Genomic DNA, 20737 nt, shown 5'->3' with positions numbered 1-20737 from the left:
GACAAACGACTCGTCGCCTACGTGGTGGCTGCTGACGGCGGGACCGTCGATGCGGCGGCGGTGCGCGCGCATGTGGCGGAAAAGCTTCCCGGGTACATGGTTCCCGCGGCGATCGTCGTCTTGCCCGAACTGCCGCTGACCGCCAACGACAAGATCGACCGGGATGCCCTCCCGGCTCCCGAATACACCGCCGACGCGAACGGCCGCGAGCCGCGAACCCCGCGCGAGGAACTCCTCTGCGGACTCTTCGCCGAAATACTCGGCATCGACCACGTCACCATCGACGACAACTTCTTCGACCTCGGTGGTGACAGCATCACCACCATCCAGTTCGCCAGCCGCGCACGGAGCTCCGGACTGACCGTGTCCGCTCGCGACCTGTTCGAGAACCAGACGGTCGCCGGGCTCGCCACCGCGGTGCGGGAAACCACCGGCGAACGGACCGAGGAACCCGGCGCGGGGATCGGCGAGGTGGCCGTCACCCCGATCATCCAGTGGCTGGCCGATCTGCGCGGTCCCGTCGACGGATTCAACCAGTCACGGTTCCTGCGGGCACCGGCGGGCGCGCGGTACGACCAGCTCGCCGCCACCCTGCAGGCGTTGCTCGACCACCACGACGCCCTGCGGTTGCGCGCCATCGGGGCTCCGGGCACCGATTGGACGCTGACCGTCCTGCCACCCGGCTCGGTCGCGGCGGCCGATCGTCTCCGCCATGTGGACGTGACGGGACTCGACGCGGCGGCGTACGAGGACCGGATCCGGACCGAGGCCCGCGCCGCCAGGGAAAGCCTGAAGCTCACCGGTGAGCTGGTTCGCGCCGTGTGGTTCGACCGCGGCCCCGGGGAGGCCGGGCGGCTGCTGCTCGTCGTGCACCACCTCGCGGTCGACGCGGTGTCCTGGCGGATCCTGCTCCCCGACCTCGCTGAGGCATGGGCGGCCGTGCACGCCGGGGAACCGGTCCGGCTCGCACCGGTCGGCACATCCTTTCGGACCTGGGCGCGGAAGCTGCACGAGTGGAGCCACCTGGTCCGGCGCCAGGCCGACTTCGCCGCCTGGTCCGAAGTGCTCGGCGAACCCGAGGCGCCCTTCGGCGGGCGGCCGCTCGATCCGCGACGGGACACGATCGGCACAGCGGCCAGCCTGACCGTGCGGCTACCTGCCGGGCTCACCGCCGCGGTACTCGAGGACGTGACGGGCTCCTTCCACGCCGACCCGGCGCACGTGCTGTTGGCCGGTCTCGCCGTCGCACTGGACGATGCCGGGCTGGCCGGTCCCAGGGGAGTGCTGGTGGACCTGGAAAGCCACGGCCGCGCGGAGGAGGTCATCGAGGATGTGGACCTGTCCCGAACCGTCGGGTGGTTCACCTCGATGTATCCGGTGCGCGTCCCGGCGGGCCCCGTGGACACCGTGCTCAAGGAAGTCAAGGAACAGCTGCGCCGGGTCACCGACCTGGGACTGAGCTACGGCGCACTGCGCTATCTCGATCACCGCACCGGGGCCGCGCTGAACCGGCTGGCCCACGCCCAGGTCGGGCTGAACTACCTCGGCAAGGCACCGGCGGCGGGGGACAGGACCGCGGACTGGTCGGTGGCCGAGGAGGCCGTGGCCGCGCCACGGCAGGACCCGGCGATGCCGTTGCCGCACGCACTGGAGATCGCCGCCACCGTCCGGGAGACCGAGGACGGGCCGTGCCTGGAGAGCACCTGGGTATGGCCACGCGAACTGCTCGGCGAGGAGCGGATCCGGGCAGCGGCCGATGCGTGGGCCGAGGCACTGACCGCACTGGCTCGGCACAGCGAAGTGGCAGGCGGCGGCTTCACCCCGTCCGATGTGGCGGCCTCCGGTCTGAGCCAGGACGAGATCGATCTGATCGAAGCCGAATGGGGGCTGGACGAATGACCAAGGCCGGGATTGAGGACCTGCTGCCGCTCACCCCGCTGCAGGAGGGCATGCTCTTCCACAATCTGTACGACGAGCAGGCCACGGACGTCTACGCGGTGCAGCTCGTCGTCGACCTGGACGGTCCCCTCGATCAGGACGCGTTGCGGGCGGCGGGGCAGGCACTGCTGGAGCGGCATCCCAACCTGAGGGCCGGGTTCCGGCACGAGGGGCTGGGCAAACCGGTGCAGGTGATTCCCCGATCGGTTCGGCTGCCGCTGACGGTACGGGACCTGGCGGACCGGCCGGAACCGGAACGGGAGGCGGCCGCCGAGGCGATCGTGGCGGCCGACCGCACCACCCGCTTCCGGCTGGACCGGCCGCCGCTGGTCCGGTTCACCCTGATCCGGTTCGGCGAGCGCAGTCACCAGCTGGTGCTGACGTTGCACCACATCCTCGCCGACGGCTGGTCCACCGCGGTGCTCTGGCGCGATCTGCACACCCTCTACCAACGACGGGGCGACGGCTCGGGCCTCGAACCGGTGGCGCCCTATCGGTCCTATCTGGACTGGCTGAACAAGCAGGACTCCGGGGCGGCGCGGACCGCATGGCGGGCGGCACTGGCGGAGCTGGACGGGCCGACACTGGTGGCGCCACAGCACAGTGGGCCCGCCGAACTGCCCGAGCAGGTACGGCGGGTGCTGCCGGAGGAGACCACGGCCCGGCTCAGCGATTGGTGCCGCGAGCACCGGGTGACCATGAGCACGGCCGTGCAGACCGCGTGGGTGCTGGTCCTGGCGCAGCTGACCGGGCGAGACGATGTCGTCACCGGCATCACGGTATCCGGCAGGCCCGCCGAGGTACCGGGTGTGGAGACGATGGTGGGGCTGTTCATCAACACCATCCCGCTGCGGGTACGGCTGCGCCCGGACGAGGCGCTGGGCGAGCTGGTCCGGCGCGTGCAGGCGGAAGGGCTCGAGCTGCTCCCGTATCACCACCTCGGCCTCGCCGAGACGCAGGCGATCTCCGGGCACCCACGGCTGTTCGACGCACCGACCGTTTTCGAGAACCATCCCGGCGGGCAGTCCGGTCCCCCCGCGTCGCGGGGCGAGCAGCTCCGGGTGCGCCGGGTCCGCGGCCGGGACAGCACGCACTACCCGCTCGCCCTGGTCGCGGCGCCCGGATCCGGTCTGGTGCTGCGGGTGGATTACCGGCCCAGCGTGTTCGGCGGCGATTCGGCGCGGCGCATTCTCGGCCGGGTCGTCCGGGTGCTGGAACTGCTGGCCGATGCGCCGGAGACGCCGGTACACCGGATCCGTTTGCCGGAACCAGCGGAGCGGGACCGGATCCTGGCCTGGTGCCGGGGCCCGGAGGCGCCACCGGCCGCCACGCTGCCGGAGTTGTTCGCGCGACAGGCGGCCCGCACCCCGGACACCCCCGCCGTCGTGGACGACCACTCCACGGTGACCTACGCCGAACTGAACCGGCGGGCCAACCAGTGGGCGCATCGCCTCATCGCCCGCGGTATCGGCCCGGAGCACCTGGTCGCCGTACTGGCAGGGCGGGAGACCGTGCTTCCGGTCGCGTTGCTCGCGGTGGCCAAGGCCGGAGCCGCCTATCTGCCACTGGATCCGGCCCACCCGCCGGTGCGCCTGGCCCGGCTGCTCGCCGAGGCTCGCCCGGTCTGTCTGCTGACCACCGCGGCGATCGCCGCGACGCTGCCGGAACCGGCCGAGGTTCCCGTGCTGCTGCTGGACACCGAGGAGCCCGGGGCGGCATCCGGGCGCGATCCGGTGGACGCCGATCGCGTCGCACCGCTGACCACGGCGAACCCGGCGTACGTCACCTATACCTCCGGCTCGAGCGGTCGCCCGAAGGGCGTGGTCGTCACCCATCACGGGCTTTCCGCGCTGGTGGCCGGGCAACAGCGGGCCTTCGATGTGCGCCCGGGTCGGCGGGTCCTGCAGTTCGCCGCGCTCAGTTTCGACGCGACATGCTCGGAGTTGTGGGTCACGCTGTGCTCCGGGGCGACCCTGGTGCTGACCGCGGGCGAGCGGATGCTGCCCGGCGAACCCCTTGCCGCTCTGCTCGCCGAACGCGCGATCGACTGCGTCACGCTGCCGCCGACCGCACTGGCGATGCTGCCCGCCGAAACACTGCCCGCCGGGGCGACCGTGGTGGTCGCCGGTGAGCCGTGCCCGGCCGCGCTGGTGTCCCGGTGGGCGCCGGGCCGCCGGATGGTGAACGCGTACGGCCCGACCGAGAACACGGTCTGCGCCACGATGAGCGAACCACTGAGCGGCGATGGGGTGCCACCGATCGGACGGCCCATCGACGGCACCCGGGTCTACTTGCTCGATGACCGCCTCGGCCTGGCCGCGACCGAGGTCGCCGGGGAGCTCTACCTGGCAGGAGCCGGACTGGCGCGGGGGTATCTGGACCGTCCGGACCTGTCCGCGGAGCGTTTCGTGGCCTGTCCGTTCGGCCCGCCGGGACAGCGCATGTACCGCACCGGCGACCGGGCCTACCGGCGGGCCGACGGTGCGCTGTGTTTCCTCGGGCGGGCCGACGATCAGGTGAAGATCCGCGGGTTCCGGATCGAACCCGCGGAGATCGAGGCGGCGCTCGACGAGCACCCCGAGGTGGCGCGGGCGGTCGTGCTCGCTCGCGCCGAGCCCGATGGCGAGCGGCGGTTGGTGGCGTACGTGGTGCTCCGTACCGGAGCGGAAAACCCGGATCTGCGGTCGCATCTCACCGCGCGGCTTCCCGCCCACCTGGTGCCCGCGGCCTTCGTGGTGCTGCCCGAGCTTCCGCTCACCCCGCACGGCAAGGTCGACATCCAGGCCCTGCCCGCGCCGGAACGCGGCACCGCCCCGGGCGGGCGGATGCCGCGCGGTCCCCGGGAAGAGATCCTCTCTCGCCTGTTCGCGGATGTGCTCGGCGTCCTCGAGGTCGGGATCGACGACGACTTCTTCGCCCTCGGCGGGCATTCGCTGCTGGCCACGAGGCTCGTCGGTCGGATCCGCGCGGCCCTCGGCGTCGAATTGGCGGTGCGGAAACTCTTCGACGCTCCTTCGGTGGCCGCGCTCGGCGAGATCCTCGGCGAAGGACAGCAACGACGGCCGCCGATCGTCCCGAGCGTGCCACGGCCGGACCGGCTGCCGCTTTCCGCCGCGCAGTACCGGCTCTGGTTCCTCAATCGGGTCGAGGGACCGAGGCCCGCCTACAACGTCCCGATGCCGCTGCGGCTGCGCGGGAACCTCGATCTGCCCGCACTGCGCGCCGCGCTCGCCGATGTGCTCGGACGGCACGCGACGCTGCGGACGGTGTTCGCCGAGGACGACGAGGGACCGCACCAGATCGTGCTGCCGGATGCCACGCCCGAGTTCACCGTGGCCCACGTGGCCCCGGAACGTGTCGCGGACGAGATCGCGGCCGTTCTCGGGCAGCGGTTCGACCTCGCCGACCGGAGGCCGCCGGTGCGGGCCCGGTTGCTGATGCTCGGGGCGCGGGAATTCGTGCTGGTGCTGGTGGTTCATCACGTGGCAACGGACGGCTGGTCGATGTCCGTGCTGGCCAGGGATCTGACCCGGGCCTACGCGGCACGCAGTGGCGGGCGGGCCCCGCGGTGGCCGGATCTGCCAGTGTCCTATGTGGACTATGCGCTCTGGCAGCGCGACGTCCTGGGGGCGGCGGTGTTCGCCGAGCAGGAGGCGTACTGGCGGGAGACGCTGGCGCGGCTGCCGGTCGAGCTGCCGCTTCCGGTGGACCGGCCACGGCCCGCGGTCGGCTCGCAGGACGGCGCCGAGGTCGGGTTCGAACTGCCCGCGGCGCTGCACGCCAGGCTGGCCGCGCTCGCCCGGGGACGCCGGGCGACGTTGTTCATGGTGCTGCAGGCGGCGATCGCCGGGCTGCTGGCCAGACTCGGCGCGGGCACCGACATTCCGATGGGTACCCCGGTGGCGGGGCGATCCGATGCGGGGCTCGAGGAGCTGGTCGGTTTCTTCGTCAACACGCTGGTGCTGCGGACCGATGTTTCCGGGGATCCGACGTTCGCCGAATTGATCGGCCGGGTCCGGGACACGGATCTGGCGGCCTACGACCACCAGGATGTCCCGTTCGAGCGGCTGGTGGAGCTGCTCAACCCGCCGCGCTCACTGGCCCGGCATCCGCTGTTCCAGGTGATGCTCTCGCTGAACACCACCGAGCAGGCTCCGCCCGATGCTCCGGCCTCCGGTCTGGCCGTGCAACGGGAGCGGGTGAGCCTGCGTACGGCCAAGTTCGACCTGCTGTTCTCCTTCGCCGAACGCACCGGTCCGGATGGGCAGCCGGGCGGCATCCAGGGCAGTGTGCAGTACAGCGTGGACTTGTTCGACAAGGCGAGCGCGCGCAGCCTCGCCGATCGGCTGGCGCGGCTGCTTTCCGCCGCGGTCGCCGCCCCCACAGAGCGGCTCAGCGGCCTGGCGGTGCTGGACCCGGCCGAGCGCGAGAACGTGCTGCGGAACTGGAACGGTGCCCACCGGCCGGTTGCCGGGCGCGGACTGCCGCAGCGGCTCGCCGAGCAGGCAAGGGCCACCCCGGACACCTGCGCCGTCCGGTACGAGGACATGTCGCTGACCTACCGGCAGCTCGACGACGCGGCCGATCGGCTGGCCCGAAGGCTCCTCGCCGGGGGCGCCGGCCAGGAACGCGTGGTCGCGGTGGCCCTGCCCCGCTCGGTCGAGCAGGCCGTCGCGTTGTGCGCCGTACTCAAGGCCGGTGCGATCTACCTGCCGATCGACGTCCGGCTGCCCGCCGACCGGATCGCGAAGGTGCTCGGCGACGCCCGCCCGGAGCTGGTGGTCGCCTTCGGCGAGCCAGGGCCGTGGGCGAGCGGTCATCGGGTGGTGCGGATCGAGGAGGACGGGGGAGAGACGGGTGACCCCGTCCCCGGGCCGCCGGACCCGGGTGCCGGGCTCTACCTGCTCTACACCTCGGGCTCGACCGGGACACCGAAGGGTGTGCTGATGCCGCAGCGCACCATCGTCAATCTCCTGGACTGGCAGCGGGAAACCCTGCCCGCCGGTGCGGGCACGGTGACCGCGCAATTCGCGCCGATCGGCTTCGACGTCGCGGTCCAGGAGATGTGCTTCGCCCTGACCACCGGCCGCACCCTGGCGATCTGCCCCGAGGACGTGCGCCGCGACGGGCGGGCGCTGGTGCGCTGGCTCGCCGAAAGCGAAGTGCGTGAGCTGTTCGCGCCCAACCTGGTCATCGAGGCGGTGGCGGAGAACGCCACCGATGCCGGTCTGTCGCTGCCCGCGCTGACCGAGGTGATCCAGGCAGGGGAGGCGCTGAAACCGAGCGAGGTCACCAGGACCTTCCTTGCCGCGGTTCCCGGGCGGCGCCTGCACAACCAGTACGGCCCGACCGAGACGCACGTGGTCACCGGGACGGTGCTCGCCGCCGATCCGCCCGCCTGCCCGCCGATCGGCCACCCGGTGCCCAACACCGCGGCGTACGTGCTGGACGCGGCGCTGCAGCCGGTCGCCCCCGGTGTCACCGGTGAGCTGTACCTCGCGGGCGACTGTCTGGCCCGCGGGTACGCCCGCCGTGCGGCCCGCACGGCGGAGCGGTTCCTCGCCTGCCCGTTCGGGGCGCCGGGGAGGCGCATGTACCGCACCGGCGATCTGGTCCGCTGGACGCGGGACGGCGAGCTGGTGTACGTGCGCCGGGCCGACCGGCAGCTGAAGATCCGCGGATTCCGGGTGGAACCCGGCGAGGTGGAGGCGGTGCTCGCCGAGCACCCCGGGGTGCGCCGGGCGGTGGTGCTGGCGCGGCCCGGGGATGTGCTGATCGCCTATGTGGTGGCCGCGCCGGGCGCGGATCAGCGGGACTGGGCCGAGCACCTGGCACGCCGGTTACCGGACTATCTGGTGCCTTCGGCCTTCGTCGTGCTGGATTCGCTGCCACTGACCCGCAACGGCAAGCTCGACCACGCCGCACTGCCGCCCGCGCCGGAGGGCACCGGACCGGCCCGGCTGCCCCGCACTCCGGAGGAGGATGCGCTGAGCGTCCTGTTCGGCGAACTGCTCGGCCGGGCGCCGGTGGGGATCGACGAGGATTTCTTCAGCCTCGGCGGGCATTCGTTCCTCGCCACCCGGTTGGTCCGGCTGATCCGGCAACGGTTCGGTGTGGAGCTGTCGGTGCGCAGTGTCTTCGAGGCGCCCACCGTGGCCGCGCTCGCCGTGGAACTGGGCTCGGATGTCGAGCGTGACCCGTTCAGCGTGATCCTGCCGCTGCGCCGCAACGGAGATCGGCCCCCGATGTTCTGCTTCCACCCCGGTTCCGGGACGAGCTGGAGCTACGCTGGCCTGCTGGCGCACCTGCCGCCGTGCTATCCGCTCTACGGCGTGCAGGCGCGCGGCCTGGCGGGGCCCGCCGAGCTTCCCGGGTCCATCGAGGACATGGCCGCGGATTACGCGGACGAAATCCTGGCCGCGTTCCCCGCGGGTCCGTACCGGCTGATCGGCTGGTCGTTCGGGGGACTGGTGGCGCACGCGGTGGCCGTCGAGCTGCAGCGGCGGGGCGCGGCGGTCGATCGGCTCGTCATCCTCGACGCGTACCCGAATCCGGACCAGCGGCCACCGGAGCTGCCGGACCACGAGATCATCGCCTCGCTGCTCGCCGAGGAATTCATCTTCGACAGGGACGAGCTTGCCGCCGATCCGGACGCGGTACTCGGCCGTTATGCCGAATACCTGCGGGACACCGGACACCGCCTCGCGGCACTCGGCGAGGAGGGGCTGAAGAACAGCATGCGGGTGTACGTGAACAACGTCCGGATGATGGCCGGTTTCCGGCCGGAGGAATTCATCGGCGACCTGTTGTTCTTCGGTTCCACGTCGAAATCCGATGTCGTCGGCAATTCCGCGGGTTCGCCGGAGAAGTGCACATCGCAGGCCTGGCGGAAACACATCAAGGGAGAAATCGAAAACCACGACATCGATGTCGTGCACGGCAAGATGCTCAGCGATTCGTCGTCGGTCACGGCGATCGGGCGCGCCGTGACGGCCTCGCTCCGCACCGGTGAAACCTGACGGAAGGAAACGGTTCTCATGGATCAGCTGCCATTCGATGGAGACGGGGATGTACTGGAGGTCCCGCCGCGGTTTCGTGAACTGCAGCGGGAGCAGCCCATCGCACGGGTGCGCACCCTGACCGGTGACGAGGCGTGGCTGGTCACCGGGTACGACGAACTGCGTGAGCTGTACGGCAACCAGGCGCTGGGCCGGGCGCACCGGGATCCGGACAACGCCCCGAGGACGACCCCGCCGATCGTCGCGGGCGTGCCAACCCACGGGGGCAGGCCGCACGCCGGGGTCGACAAGGAACAGGAGGTGCACAACCGGATGCGCCGACTGCTCACCCCGGCGTTCGCGGCGAAGCGGATGGAGCAGCTTCGTACCAGGATCGGCGGGCACATCGACGAGGTGCTGGACGCCATGGTCACTCCGCCGGTCGATCTGCACGCCGTGCTGTCCCAGCCGCTGCCGATGACGGCGATCTGCGAGGTGATCGGGGCACCGCCGGGCGACCACGGAAAACTGCGCGACTGGTGGAACCGGATGAGCGATATCGGTGACAGCGCACGAGCCGGGGCGGCGCGCGCGGAGTTCGTCGACTACACCGCGGCGCTGATGGCGGCCAAACGGCGGGAACCCGCGGAGGACCTGGTCTCCCATCTGGTGCACAACCCCGAGGACACCGTCACCTCGGCGGAGCAGGCCGCCGGGCTGATCACCGGACTGTTGTTCGCCGGGCACGAGAGCACCATGTCCCGCATCGATCTGGGCGTGCTGCTGCTGATCCGCAATCCCGGACAGCGCGCGAAATTGCTCGCCGATCCCGGCCTGCTGCCCGGCGCGGTCGAGGAGATCCTGCGGATGACCATCACCCCGGGCCTGATCGGCGGCGTCACCCGGTGGGCGGCACACGACATCACGATCGGCGAGGTCACCATCAAGGCCGGGGACGCGGTCGTGATGGCCACCGGCGCGGCCAATTACGATCCCGAGCGGGTCGAGTGCCCGGACGAGTTCGACATCACCCGTACCTGCAATCCGCACATGTCGTTCGGCTATGGCTCGCGGTTCTGTATCGGTGCCAGCCTGGCGAAGATCGAGCTGCAGGAGGTGTTCGGCAGGCTGTTCGCGCGGTTCCCGACGCTGCGCCTTGCCGTGCCGGACGAGGAGCTTCCGGTCAACCGTGACCGGGTGGCCGGTGGATTGGCGGCGTTACCCGTCGCGTGGTGAACCCGGATTCCCGGCCACCGTGCGGTGACCGGGAATCCCGAGGCGCCGCGCGGCCAAGGGGCTCAGCGCGGCGCAGGCGACTGGAAGGCCGGTCCGGCCACTGTCGAGGAGCCTTCCGCGGCCGGGATCTCGTACAACCGCTTGGCCTGCACCTGGAGCTGGCCCATCAGCGCCACGGCGTCGTCCATCTCCCCGGGGTGCCCGTTGAAGACGCGGTTCAGCCCGGCCAGCATGTTGGTGTAGGACTCATCGCATTTCAGTGACTCCCGCCGGGCGAGCGAATCCGCCGGGAGGCTGTACGAGTCGGCGTCGTCCACCACCGGGTAGACCCCTTCCGGGTCGAACGGGATCTCCGGGCCCTCGTAGACCCACTTGCCCTCGCCGTTGCGCATCAACTGCCTGCCGTGCACGATCTCGGCGAACCGGTAGTAGTGCCCGAGCTCTTCGGGATCTCCCAGATTGTCGCCGTCCAGGTCGTGCGGGCTGCCCTCGCCCTGCTCGATGATCTGCAGGATGCCCAGCAGCGCGGTCCGTTTGTCGGTGACCCGGAACAGCGTGCCCGGCGCGTCCGGCCAGCCGACCTGCCGGGCGGGGTCACCGGTGAACAGCCGGCCGTCGTCGAACCGGATGATCGCCTTGGCGATCTGGTTGTAGAACCAGCCGATCGTCATCGGGGTGTACTCGGCCTTGCTGAACCACTCCTCGACCTTGCGCATCGAGGCTTCGCCGCTGCGCAACAGATTGCCCTGCTTGTCGACCGAGATCTCGTCGGCGGCGATCACCGCGCCGCGGAACGGTTTGCCGTCGACCATCGGATGCTCGGGCTGTTCGATCGCCATGAACACGTCCTTGACGTGTTGCGGGGACAGTTTGCGCAGCCGCACGGTCAGATCGGGCAGCACCGGACCGGGAAGCCGTCCCGGATAGGTGGGCACCAGCCCCGGGCGGCCGATCTGCGGCTTGCCGCCGACCGCGTTGATGATGTTGCACACCTGCGCCATGTGCTGCATCTCCTCCAGCAGCACCCCGCGGATCAGTTGGCGGATCTCCTTGTTGAAGCCCGGTTTGATGGAGAACAACGCCGCGCTGTACGGCGGGATCACCGCCAGTTCGGTCAGCATCGCCTGCTGCAGCACCGTGAGCAGTTCCTCGCGCGAGGTGATCTCCAGGATGGGCGGTGCGGGTTTGGTCTGCAGCCAGTTCATGATCATGTCTCGCTTCCTTGGGGAGAGGTCTCGGCTGACCGGCATGTACGTGGGTGATTCGACGGGTGCGGTCATGGTGCGCCTGATGTAGGTCTTCTGCTCGACGACATGGTTGTAGTTGGCGAGGTCGAAGAGTCCTCCCATGACCGGGTAGAGGTTGGCGTACTGCTGAAAAATCGGCCGGACATCGCGATTCCACGTCGGACGGTCCGGCGCGTCGTACTCGTTGAAGATGAGCGCGGCCACCCGCGCGTCCGGCTGTCCCGACCGGGCCGGGCTGGTGAGCAGAACGGAGGTCGCCACACCGTCGATGAAGGTATGGCTCGGCGGTGGCTTCGCGGTGAGGGCGAGTTCGGCCCGGCCGTCGTGATCGGTTGTCAGTGTGGCCGGGAAGGTCAGCGCCGGGGTCGGTTTGGGCGCCGAGACGGTCACCGCGAAACCGGGTGCCGGACGGCCGAACTTCGTCACGTGGACGGTCGCGCTCGAGGTCTCGTACGGCTTTGCCGGGTAGAGCCGGTGCACGATCGTGTCGGCGTGGATCCAGGTCCCGTCGGAGCTCTCGGCGAGGACGGCCGCTGGCGGGCTGGCCGCGTCGACCACGGCAAGGCGCCGATCAGCGATGGCCGCGAACTGTTCAGCGGTCAGCTCGATCGCGGCGATACCGCCGTGATCCTCGAGGAACCTGGTGTCCGCCCGGGGAAGCGGGGCCAACACGGTCGGCTTCTCCTTGTCGTCCAGCACCGCGAGGCTGAGGGAGCCGAGATCGGCAGGCGGCCCGCCCTTGCTCTTGGTCGGCCAACTGTTGGAGAAATCCAGGAACACGGTGCGGTTGGTGTCGTCCGCACGGACCGCCGTGTCCGACAACTTGCCGGTCACCGGCCGGAGTCTGCGGCCTGCGACGAACCGGCGCGGTTCCCCGCTGTGGTACGGGCCGATGCTGCCGACGAGCCGGCCGTAGGTGTGCGCGAGGCCGAAGTTCAACAGGTCGATCTCGTAGCCGTCCATGGTGAACCGGATGGAAAGCAGATCCTCGGTGGTGTTCTCCCTGAGCTGGTGCAGCAGCGCGGAGGGCAGATCGTCGGCCCAGCGCAGATCCGTCAACACCGAGGTGACCATGGCGCTGGCGTTGGTGCCGCCGGGGGTTTGATCACCGGGCCCGCGGCGCCACAGGTCTTCGACCCAGGTCGGTTCCATCTCGCCGGTGAGCAGTTCCCGGCCCTTGTCGTCGACGATCCGGACGCACAGCCCGTAGATACCCGGCACGGTCTGGTCACGCTGGTCGATGTCCACCATCTTGGCGCTGACCCGCCGGTTGCCTTCCAGTATCGACATGCCGACGACCGGGTCCTTGGACCTGTCCTCGAGGAGGGTTCCGTCCGGGGACAGTCCGCTGCGGACGGTCAGCCCGGACAGCCGGAAATCGCCGGTACCGCGCGGATTGAACAGCCCGTTCTCGTCGATCAGCCCCTTCGGGGTGAAGTACGCGGGCCGCTGGAAGCGTGGTTCGAAGGTGTCGTTGTTGTAGTAGCGGAGTGCGTTGTTGACGGTTGAGATATCCGATTGGTACTTGCCGGCGAAATTCACCCGCGGGTATCCCAGGTAGCTCATACTGGATCCTTCGGTTTCAGGGACAAGCTGCGCTGCGACCGGAGAAATGCGCGATGTCCCGCACCATCGCCGCTATCTCCCCGGTCTCCCGCCGACCCGGGGCGGGGGAATCATCCGCATCGGCGAGCAGGGCCGCGTTGCGGCGCCGGCTTGCCGCGGAGAACGGGAGGTTGCCGCTGTCCGCATAGCGGATGGCCCCGGACCGGTCGCGGCGTGGAATGATCCTGCTGTGCGCGTGCCGGCTCGCACTGAACGGGATGTCGAGCCGGCCGGTCCGGAACCCGGTCCGGATCTCCGTCGTGAGGTGCCCACCGGCGAGCAGCGGTTCCACCTGTTCGCCGACCTCCCGCTCGATCCAGGACTGTTCCTCGGCGATCCGGTCCTCGTCGAGTTTGACGAAGTCGAACATGCCGGAAGCGCCGACCGCCGTGGTGCGGATACCCCGCCCATTCGTTGCCCCATCGGGCAGTCCGTGCGCCTCCTGTTCGGTCTTGCTGATCACCTTGGTGGCGCCGCCGAGCCGCGCGAGCAGCCCGCCGTAGAGGATCAGCGCGCTCGCCAGGGCCGGATCGTCCGGGAAGGCGCCCATGAACTGGTGCAGCACCGGGAAGACCTCGATCTGCGGGACGAGGTAGCGCCGGGCCAGTGCGCGGATGGCGCGCAGCGCGGCGACATCCTGGTGGATCTCGCCGCCCTGTGGGTAGGCGATCGACAGGCACCGCACGCCCGCCTGGGCCGCCGCCATCGCCTCCAGCATGGTGACGGCGATGCTGACCGACGGCGGGACCAGCACCGCTGTCAGGGTGCCGAACAGCTCGCGGTCCACGAGCACGCCTTCGGTGGCCAGCATCCCGCATGTGGTGTCGATCTGCTGCCAGGCGCGCAGTGAATCGGCCAGCGGAACGTCCTTGCAGTACGGGAGGTTGTAGCCGATGCCGCCGCCTTCGTACGAGGTGAACCCGGCCGCGAGGGCGGTGGCGAACAGCTGCCGTCCGTCCGGCGAACCGTGCCGGATCTCCAGCGGAACCCCGACCGCCTCGACGAGCTGGCGCCCTCGCTGCCAGCCGTGCGCCACCAGCGGATAGCCGTTCAGCCGATGCGGATCCTCGGCAAGCACCCGGGCGGCGACGTCGAACTGGCCCAGCCGGGTGTACGAGTCGATGGTGACCGAAAGGATGGCGGGTCCGGACGCTTCGAGCTCGCGCAGCAGGGTCAGCATCTCCTGGTGCGCGCCGACGCCACAGCGTGGCTGGACGAGCGGCCGGCCGCACCGATCGGCGTCCCGCAGCACGTCCACGGTCCGACCGGCACCGTTTTCCCGCAGCTGCGCGACGATCTCCGGCCAGCTCGGTAATCGGCCGGCGAGCTCCTCGCTCACCTCGATGGCACCCAGCTCAGCCATGTCGCCCTTCCTGGACGCGGGCCGTCGGCAAGGTGTCGAGCAGCGGCAGCAGACTGTCCACATCGGTGAGGATGTGGTCGATGCCCAGTGTTGCCAGCCGGAGCCGGTCACCGGCCTGCTTGTGCGCACCGACCGAGATGTTCCCGCCGAGGATCACTGGGCGGCGTAACCGGCCCTTGCGGCGCAGTTCGGGCAGCTCGCGCAGATCCTCGTACGCGTGCCCGTTCAGGCTGCCGATCAGTACTGCCGCGATGTCGGGTTCCCGGTCGAGTGCGTCGGCGAACTCGGTCAGTGGCGTGCAGACCCCGAGATTGACCACGTGGAATCCATGTCCGCGCAGATGCCGGCAAATGAGCTGGTTGGCGACCGCGTGGGTATCACTGGCGGTGACTCCGAGCAGCACCGTCCGGCTCGGGGCGAGGGTGGTGGTGATCATGCTGTGACCTCTGGCTTGCGCTCGTCGAACTCGATGGGCAGGGCGCTGAGGAACCGGAAGTTGACGCTGTCGAGCCAGGAGAGCTCGGTGCGGCCGGCTCGCCAGTTCTCGGTGCGCTGAACGAGGCAGCGCATGGCGATCTCGATCTCCGCGAGGGCCAGCGCGGCACCGAGGCAATAGTGGATGCCGTGGCCGAAGGAGAGATGATCGGTTGCCTTGCGGGTGAGATCGAGCCGGTCCGGCTCGGGGTACCGGCTCGGGTCGCGGTTGCCCGCCCCGAGTACCAGGGTCACGCTGTCCCCGGCGGGTATCAGTTGGCCGGCCACCCGCATTTCGCCGGTCGCGATCCGGGTCGTGAACTGCACCGAGCTGTCGTAGCGGAGGAATTCCTGCGCCGCGTTCGCCGCCAGTCCGGGCCGGTCGCGCAGCAGCTCGGCCTGCCCGGGATGGTCCAGCAGGGCGAGCGCGGCATTACCGATCAGGTGCGTGGTCGTCGCCTGTCCGGCGTCGATGAGCAGCAGGAAGTTGGCGAACACCTCATCGTCGGTGTAGCCGCCCCCGTCCAGCCGGTCGGCGATCATCTCGGTGAACAGGTCCTCGGCGAGCCCGGCGCGTCGTTGCGCGAGGTTCTCGTCGAGGACCGCACGCAACGCGGTCAGCCGGGGCAGCTCGGCCGAGGACTGCGAGAAGAACTCCGGCAGCAGCCCGCGCCAGTCCGCCAGCAGATGGGCCGCCTGCGCGGGTACCCCGGCCAGCAGCGCGATCACGGACTGGGTGAGCGGCTTGGCGAAGTCGTGGATGACGTCCATCCGGCCGGTCGGCAGCACCCGGTCCAGCAGTTCGCCGGTCAGTTCCTCGATCGTCGAGCGGACGGTCCGGATGAATCGCGGCGTCAGGCCGGGCTGGATGAGTTTGCGCAACCGGGTGTGCTCCGGCGGTTCCCGGAACAGCATCATGTTCTTGAGGACCGCGGCGAGCGGCGCCATGTCCGCGCGGGATTCCGGCGGAAGCGCGGCGTGGAATTCGTCGATCCGCGCGCCGGAGAGCCGGTCGTCCTTGGACAGCGCGGTGATGTCCGCATGGTTCAGCACGACCCAGCTGCGCATCAGGTCGTCCCGGTAGACGCCATGTTGTTCGCGTAGCTTGGAATAGTAATCGTAAGGTCGCGCGATCCAGTCGGCGTCGAACAGGTCGAGCAGGCTGTCCGCGTTTCTTGCTGTCATCGAATGACCCTTCGTGCCTGAATCCGAGGTCGCCCGACTTTAGCCGATGAATAACCCTTCTGACCCGGACTTTCAGTTATCATCACGCCTGATTCAATCAGCGCTAAAAGTGTGTGACAGGCTTGCCTGCCGATGCTAACTTGACCGGGTCGGCTGTAATTGTGTGCCAATATCTATCGATAATGGTGCCTTTTTCATGGTTATGAGTGGCTGCGTTTTCGCGACTTTTCCGATGTGTCCAGGAGCGGTTCACCGGTCGCCAGGTCCTATCCCGCAGGAGGTCGCCCCTTGTCGCGGTATCTGTTCATTCCCTACCCGATGCACGGCCATGTCAACCCGATGGCGCCGCTGATCGGCGAGCTCGTACGACGTGGTGATGAGGTCGTGGTCGCGGTGGCCGCACCGTTCGCCGGGGTCTTCCGCGATCTCGGCTGCGAGGTCTCCGAGATCCACACCACGGTGATACCGAACTTCCCGGAGAATCCGACCAAGGAACAGATCCGGCGCAACCGGGCGATGGGCCTGAAGATGATGCGGGAACGCCGCGGTATCGTCCGTGAACTGCGGCGCCGATGGCCGCGGTTGCGCCCGGACATGGTGGTCGCCGATATCGCCGCCAGGTGGGGCGCGCCCGCCGCGCATCAGGAAGGCACCCCGCTGGCCTCGTTCACCGTGACCTACGCGGTCAGCGAGCAGATGGTGCTGGCCAGTCTCCGGAGACGGCACAGCGAACGGTGGATCCGCACGGTGAAACGGCTCGGTCTGCTGCCCCAGTTCCATCCGTCCTTGCGGGATCATGCCGATCTGGCGCTGGTCAACGCGACTCCGGACATGCAACCCGAGTTCGAGACGTTCGGGCAGCGGTACCATTTCGTCGGACCGCTGATCCAGGACACCAGCACCTACGGAGACATCGACCTGCCCTGGGAGCGGATCGGCCGAGGGCCGTTGCTTTTCGTTTCGCCGGGCACCGTGTTCGGCTGTTCTCCCCAGTTCTTCCGTTCCCTGGCCGAGGAGTTCGCCGGTACGGAGTGGACGGTACTGATGGCCACCGCCGGAACCGATCCGGCCGAGATCGGCGAGCTTCCGGAGAACGTGATCGCCCGGCGGTTCATGCCGCAGTCGGTGATGCTCGATCGTGCTTCGGTGTTCCTCACCAGGGCGAGCATGAATTCGGCGCTGGAGGCCGTCCTGAAGGAGGTGCCGATGATCGCGGTGCCGCGCGCGTACGACCAGGTGGGCATCGCCAAGAGGCTGGTGGAGCTCGGGGTGGCGGTGGCGGTCGGCCGACCGGCCGAGGGCAGGCCGTTCCTCGATGCCGCTCGCCGGCTGGTCGCCGATCCGGAGACGGCCGACCGGCTGGCCTGGATGGCGAAGTCGTTGCGCCACGACGATCCGGCCGGTGCGGCAGCCGATGCGCTGCGGAAACACCTTCAGGATCACGGAGTATGAGGTATCCGGCCGACATTCGCCAGGAGAGGGGACGAGATGGCCGCGATTGAGCGACGCCAGTTCCTGCGCGGTCTTGCCGCCGCGGCGGTTGCCACGAGCGGCGCACACTTCTTCGGCACCAGCGCCGCGTGGGCGGGCGGCACCGCGGGGACGGCCGACCTCTACGAGACCGTCGTGCGCGACGCGATCATGCACTGGGTCCGGCCGCCGATGCACTGGTGGAACGCGCCGTTCCTCGGGGACGGTGACCGCACCGCGCAGGTCTTGGTGGCCGAGGGCGGAACCGGCCTCGTGTTCGCCGTCGGCCGGGCAGGGGACGGCCTGGATCGGCCTGCGGCGCGCTACACGCTGCCGTTGAGCGGCACACTCACCGGCGTGCACTGGCGGCTCGATCCCTGGGACGCCGAGCTGACCGGTACCGTCACGACGACCAGGGGCAGCATGGAATTGACCGTGAGCGTCCCGCGCGGAACCGGGACGCTGCTCGCCGGTCTCACCCCGCGCGGCGGGGAGCGGGGTGCGGCGGCGCCGGTCGCGGAGGACGACGTGCCGGATATCGGCTGGCGCGACCGGTGGTACGGCAGCAGGCGCTGGCTGATGATCGGCGCGCCGGGAGAACTGCCCGCCGAGGAGCCGGAGCGGCTGCTGGCCGCGCATCGCGGTTGGTGGCACCAGTACTACCGGGGCAGCTTCGTTTCGGTTCCGGACAAGACGCTTCAGCGGTTCCACTGGCTGCAGGTCTATGCCGCGGCCAGTATCGCGCGCGGTGACGCGGCCGGTGGCCTGGACACCCCGGTGACGCTGAGCACCACCAATCATCTCGACTCGCATCCCGCGCTGGCCGCCGCGGAGCAGGGGGACTGGCCACGGAACTTCGATCATCTGCTGGCCGCGACCCCCGCCGCGGGGCTCAAGTCCGGTGACGCGGAGAACCCGATCCTGGGCTGGAATCTGCCGGAGATCTGGGACAGCTATCGATACGGTGCCGATGCCCGTGTACTGAGCGAGGTACTCCGGCCGATGCTGCGCAGCGCGGTGAGCCACTACGAGAGTTCCTTGCTCGAAGGCCCGGACGGGTACCTGCACCTGCCGATGACCTATTCACCCGGCTTCGGCAATGTGGAGGATTCCACCTGCGATCTTTCGCTGCTGCGCTGGGCGGCGAACCGGCTCGCGGGCCCGGACGTGCCGGACGACGAGCGGTTGCGCTGGCGGACATTGGCGGACCGGCTGGTGCCGTACCACACCGACGAGACCGGTGTGCTGCTCGGCGCGGGTGTACGGCTCGCGGCATCCCAGCCGCGCCCGGCCCACCTGCTCTGGATGCATCCGCTCGGGGAGAAGGTATGGCACCGGCCCGAGGACCGCGCGGTGATGTCGCGCAGCCTGCGCCATTGGGCTTCGATGCCGCAGGCTTGGGACAGCCGCTCGCATCTGTCCTTCGCGGTGATGGCGGCCGGGATTCGTGCGCCGGAGCAGGCACTGGAGCACCTGCGCCCGGTGCTGGACGGCGTGGACCACGCCGGTTCCCGCATGTCGGCGGCCACGCTGCTCCGGGATGGTGCGCTCGCGCACCACGGCGCTTCGTTCGAAGCCGCCCAAGTGATGATGCGGATGCTGGTCTCCGCGGATCACGATGATGTGGTGGATGTCTTTCCCGCGCTGCCCGGTCAGTGGGCGGAGGCCTCGGTGAGTGGGCTGCGGGCACCGGGGGCCTTCGTGCTCGATGCCTCGCGGAGCAACGGAAGGACCGACTGGATCCGGGTGCGCAGCGAGGCGGGGCGCCCGTTCACGTTGCGCCACGGGATCGTCGGCCCGGTGGACGTTCGTGATGAGGCCGGACATCCGGTTCGTGTCGAGCGGGCTGCGCCCGGAATGCTGCGCGGCCGCCTCGGCGCAGGCGAATCGCTGTTGGTGTGCCGCCCCGGAAACGGCCCGGCGGATGTGGGCATCCGGGATGTCGCGAGTACCGGATCCGCCCGGCGGTGGGGCTTGACCGAGAAGTCCCGGGATCACACCGAGGCGTTGGTCTGAGCAGCCGCCTCGGTCGGGGCGCTTGTTTCCACCGGATGTCCCGAGTGCGGCGCGGGGACGCACGGTTCGTGCGCTTCCGTGGCCACCGGAGGCGGCTTCTGCCCGGACCGGCGTGCGGCACCGATGCGGTTGACCAGCGCCAGGCCGAGTGGTGTCCGCCGGTGCTGGACGGTGTTCTGATGACGATCGGTGGTGATCAGCCCGGCCTCCCGCAGGACACCGGTATGTTGGCTCACCGATGCCGCGGAGATGCCCAGGCGCAGGGCCAGCTCCGTCGTGGACGAGCCGCCGGTCAGGGCCGCCAGCAGCTTGCTGCGGGTGCGCCCGAGCAGTGCCGCGAGAGCGCGCTCGGCGTGTGCCCCGGAGTCCCACAACTTGTGTGCCGTCTCGATGGTGATGGGCGAAGGACACACCAGAATCGGCGGCCCGCCGTTCGAGCGCGAGTTCGGCATGAACACGGCGGGACGGTCGCAGTGGAAGATGGACGGTGCGATGAGCAGGCCCTGCTCATCGATCCGGATCGTGTGATCCGATCCGTTCGGGATCTCCAGCTGAGGGAACTGCCACCTGCACAGTGGGTCGAGACTGCGCAGGAAGCCGTCGACGCCGTGGTCGAGAATGATGTCGCTGCGGGTGTTCCGGTCCGTCTCCAGAGCGTTGGCCAGTGCCTGCCCATAGGGGAGGATGGCCGCGTCGTGGAAGCGGTACAGCAGGCTGCTCACGGCCGATGCCGACCTGTCCGGGTAATAGGCGGCGGCCGCGCCGGAGTCGAATGTGCTGACCGGAAGCCGGAACAGCTCGGCCGGTGGCTGCACCGCCCGCGCCAGTGAACTGAGCGCACGGGCCTGCTGGCCGGCCTTGCTTCGCACGGTTCGCCGCCACCGGTCGAAATGCAGCGCGTTCGAACTACGACCGAAAAGGCGTGCCGCGAATAGTGTTTCAGATACGGAATTGTGGATGTTGATCAAGCGAACGCGCATCAATCCATCGGTTGAAAACAGAATTTTCATAAGTTCCCCAGTGGTGTTTACTTCCGCGTTCGATCACATCATCCCGGGCTTCTCTTCGGCGGTGCGCTGTTGGCCATGAGCCGCATCGTACATTCTCGTTCCGAATTCCTCGGCGGTGTTGAAGGCTGTGCTTGAAAGCGGAGGCCAGCGATGTCCGCGGACTCCGTCTTTCACGTATCGCAGAATGACGTGGTG

General features: G+C 69.4%; 10 protein-coding genes. 5 read left to right on the top strand and 5 right to left on the bottom strand.

The window, feature by feature from the left end; genetic code table 11:
* From AD72_RS22215 to AD72_RS22205, 3 genes are all read left to right on the top strand, one after another.
* A partial coding sequence (locus tag AD72_RS22215) for a condensation domain-containing protein (RefSeq protein ID WP_037346938.1) occupies positions 1 to 1899 on the top strand: 1899 nt, incomplete at its 5' end.
* On the top strand, positions 1881 to 8957 hold the full coding sequence (locus tag AD72_RS22210) for an amino acid adenylation domain-containing protein (protein ID WP_156365324.1): 7077 nt from the start codon (positions 1881 to 1883) through the stop codon (positions 8955 to 8957). The genes AD72_RS22215 and AD72_RS22210, both read left to right, overlap by 19 nt.
* Positions 8958 to 8975: 18 nt before the next feature.
* The gene (locus tag AD72_RS22205) at positions 8976 to 10172 is read left to right on the top strand and encodes a cytochrome P450 (protein ID WP_031468485.1); all 1197 of its coding nucleotides are present in this window, start codon (positions 8976 to 8978) and stop codon (positions 10170 to 10172) included.
* A 62-nt stretch (positions 10173 to 10234) separates the two neighbouring features.
* Here AD72_RS22205 and AD72_RS22200 read toward each other — a convergent pair whose 3' ends face one another.
* Genes AD72_RS22200 through AD72_RS22185 form a run of 4 tightly spaced genes read right to left on the bottom strand, consistent with a single transcriptional unit; the run spans position 10235 to position 16046 of the window.
* Positions 10235 to 12985 (bottom strand): ferritin-like domain-containing protein, encoded by a 2751-nt coding sequence (locus AD72_RS22200; protein WP_031468484.1) that lies wholly within the window; start codon positions 12983 to 12985, stop codon positions 10235 to 10237.
* A 16-nt stretch (positions 12986 to 13001) separates the two neighbouring features.
* Complete coding sequence (locus tag AD72_RS22195) at positions 13002 to 14387, bottom strand: methylaspartate mutase (RefSeq protein ID WP_031468483.1); 1386 nt, start codon at positions 14385 to 14387, stop codon at positions 13002 to 13004.
* Positions 14380 to 14823 (bottom strand): cobalamin-dependent protein, encoded by a 444-nt coding sequence (locus AD72_RS22190; RefSeq protein ID WP_031468482.1) that lies wholly within the window; start codon positions 14821 to 14823, stop codon positions 14380 to 14382. The genes AD72_RS22195 and AD72_RS22190 overlap by 8 nt, the downstream gene beginning before the upstream one ends.
* Positions 14820 to 16046, bottom strand: a complete 1227-nt coding sequence (locus tag AD72_RS22185; protein ID WP_037346924.1) for a cytochrome P450 — start codon at positions 16044 to 16046, stop codon at positions 14820 to 14822. Before AD72_RS22185 ends, AD72_RS22190 begins: the two co-directional genes overlap by 4 nt.
* A gap of 288 nt (positions 16047 to 16334) precedes the next feature.
* Between AD72_RS22185 and AD72_RS22180 the strand changes: the two genes are divergently transcribed.
* Together AD72_RS22180 and AD72_RS22175 are read left to right on the top strand one after the other, a co-directional pair.
* A complete protein-coding gene (locus AD72_RS22180; RefSeq protein WP_031468480.1) occupies positions 16335 to 17498 on the top strand; it encodes a glycosyltransferase in 1164 nt (387 codons plus the stop codon).
* Positions 17499 to 17534: 36 nt separating this feature from the next.
* Entirely contained in the window at positions 17535 to 19532 is a 1998-nt protein-coding gene (locus AD72_RS22175; protein ID WP_031468479.1) for a glycoside hydrolase family 95-like protein, read from the top strand.
* Here the strand turns inward: AD72_RS22175 and AD72_RS22170 are convergent.
* Positions 19511 to 20401, bottom strand: coding sequence for an ArsR/SmtB family transcription factor (locus AD72_RS22170; RefSeq protein ID WP_197285045.1), 891 nt, complete (start codon positions 20399 to 20401; stop codon positions 19511 to 19513). The genes AD72_RS22175 and AD72_RS22170 overlap by 22 nt on opposite strands.
* Positions 20402 to 20737: the final 336 nt, after the last annotated feature.

Source organism: Sciscionella sediminilitoris, assembly GCF_000737195.2.
In the GTDB taxonomy this organism is placed as follows: domain Bacteria; phylum Actinomycetota; class Actinomycetes; order Mycobacteriales; family Pseudonocardiaceae; genus Sciscionella; species Sciscionella sediminilitoris.
Note: the sequence above shows the minus strand (reverse complement) of the source record. Positions and strands in the feature narration are given on the sequence as shown.

Bases quoted from the DNA above. Each gene is read 5' to 3' on its own strand.
- AD72_RS22205 (WP_031468485.1), top strand. From the start codon at position 8,976: ATGGATCAGCTGCCATTCGATGGAGACGGGGATGTACTGGAGGTCCCG.
- AD72_RS22185 (WP_037346924.1), bottom strand. From the start codon at position 16,046: ATGACAGCAAGAAACGCGGACAGCCTGCTCGACCTGTTCGACGCCGAC.
- AD72_RS22190 (WP_031468482.1), bottom strand. From the start codon at position 14,823: ATGATCACCACCACCCTCGCCCCGAGCCGGACGGTGCTGCTCGGAGTC.
- AD72_RS22210 (WP_156365324.1), top strand. From the start codon at position 1,881: ATGGGGGCTGGACGAATGACCAAGGCCGGGATTGAGGACCTGCTGCCG.
- AD72_RS22195 (WP_031468483.1), bottom strand. From the start codon at position 14,387: ATGGCTGAGCTGGGTGCCATCGAGGTGAGCGAGGAGCTCGCCGGCCGA.
- AD72_RS22175 (WP_031468479.1), top strand. From the start codon at position 17,535: ATGGCCGCGATTGAGCGACGCCAGTTCCTGCGCGGTCTTGCCGCCGCG.
- AD72_RS22200 (WP_031468484.1), bottom strand. From the start codon at position 12,985: ATGAGCTACCTGGGATACCCGCGGGTGAATTTCGCCGGCAAGTACCAA.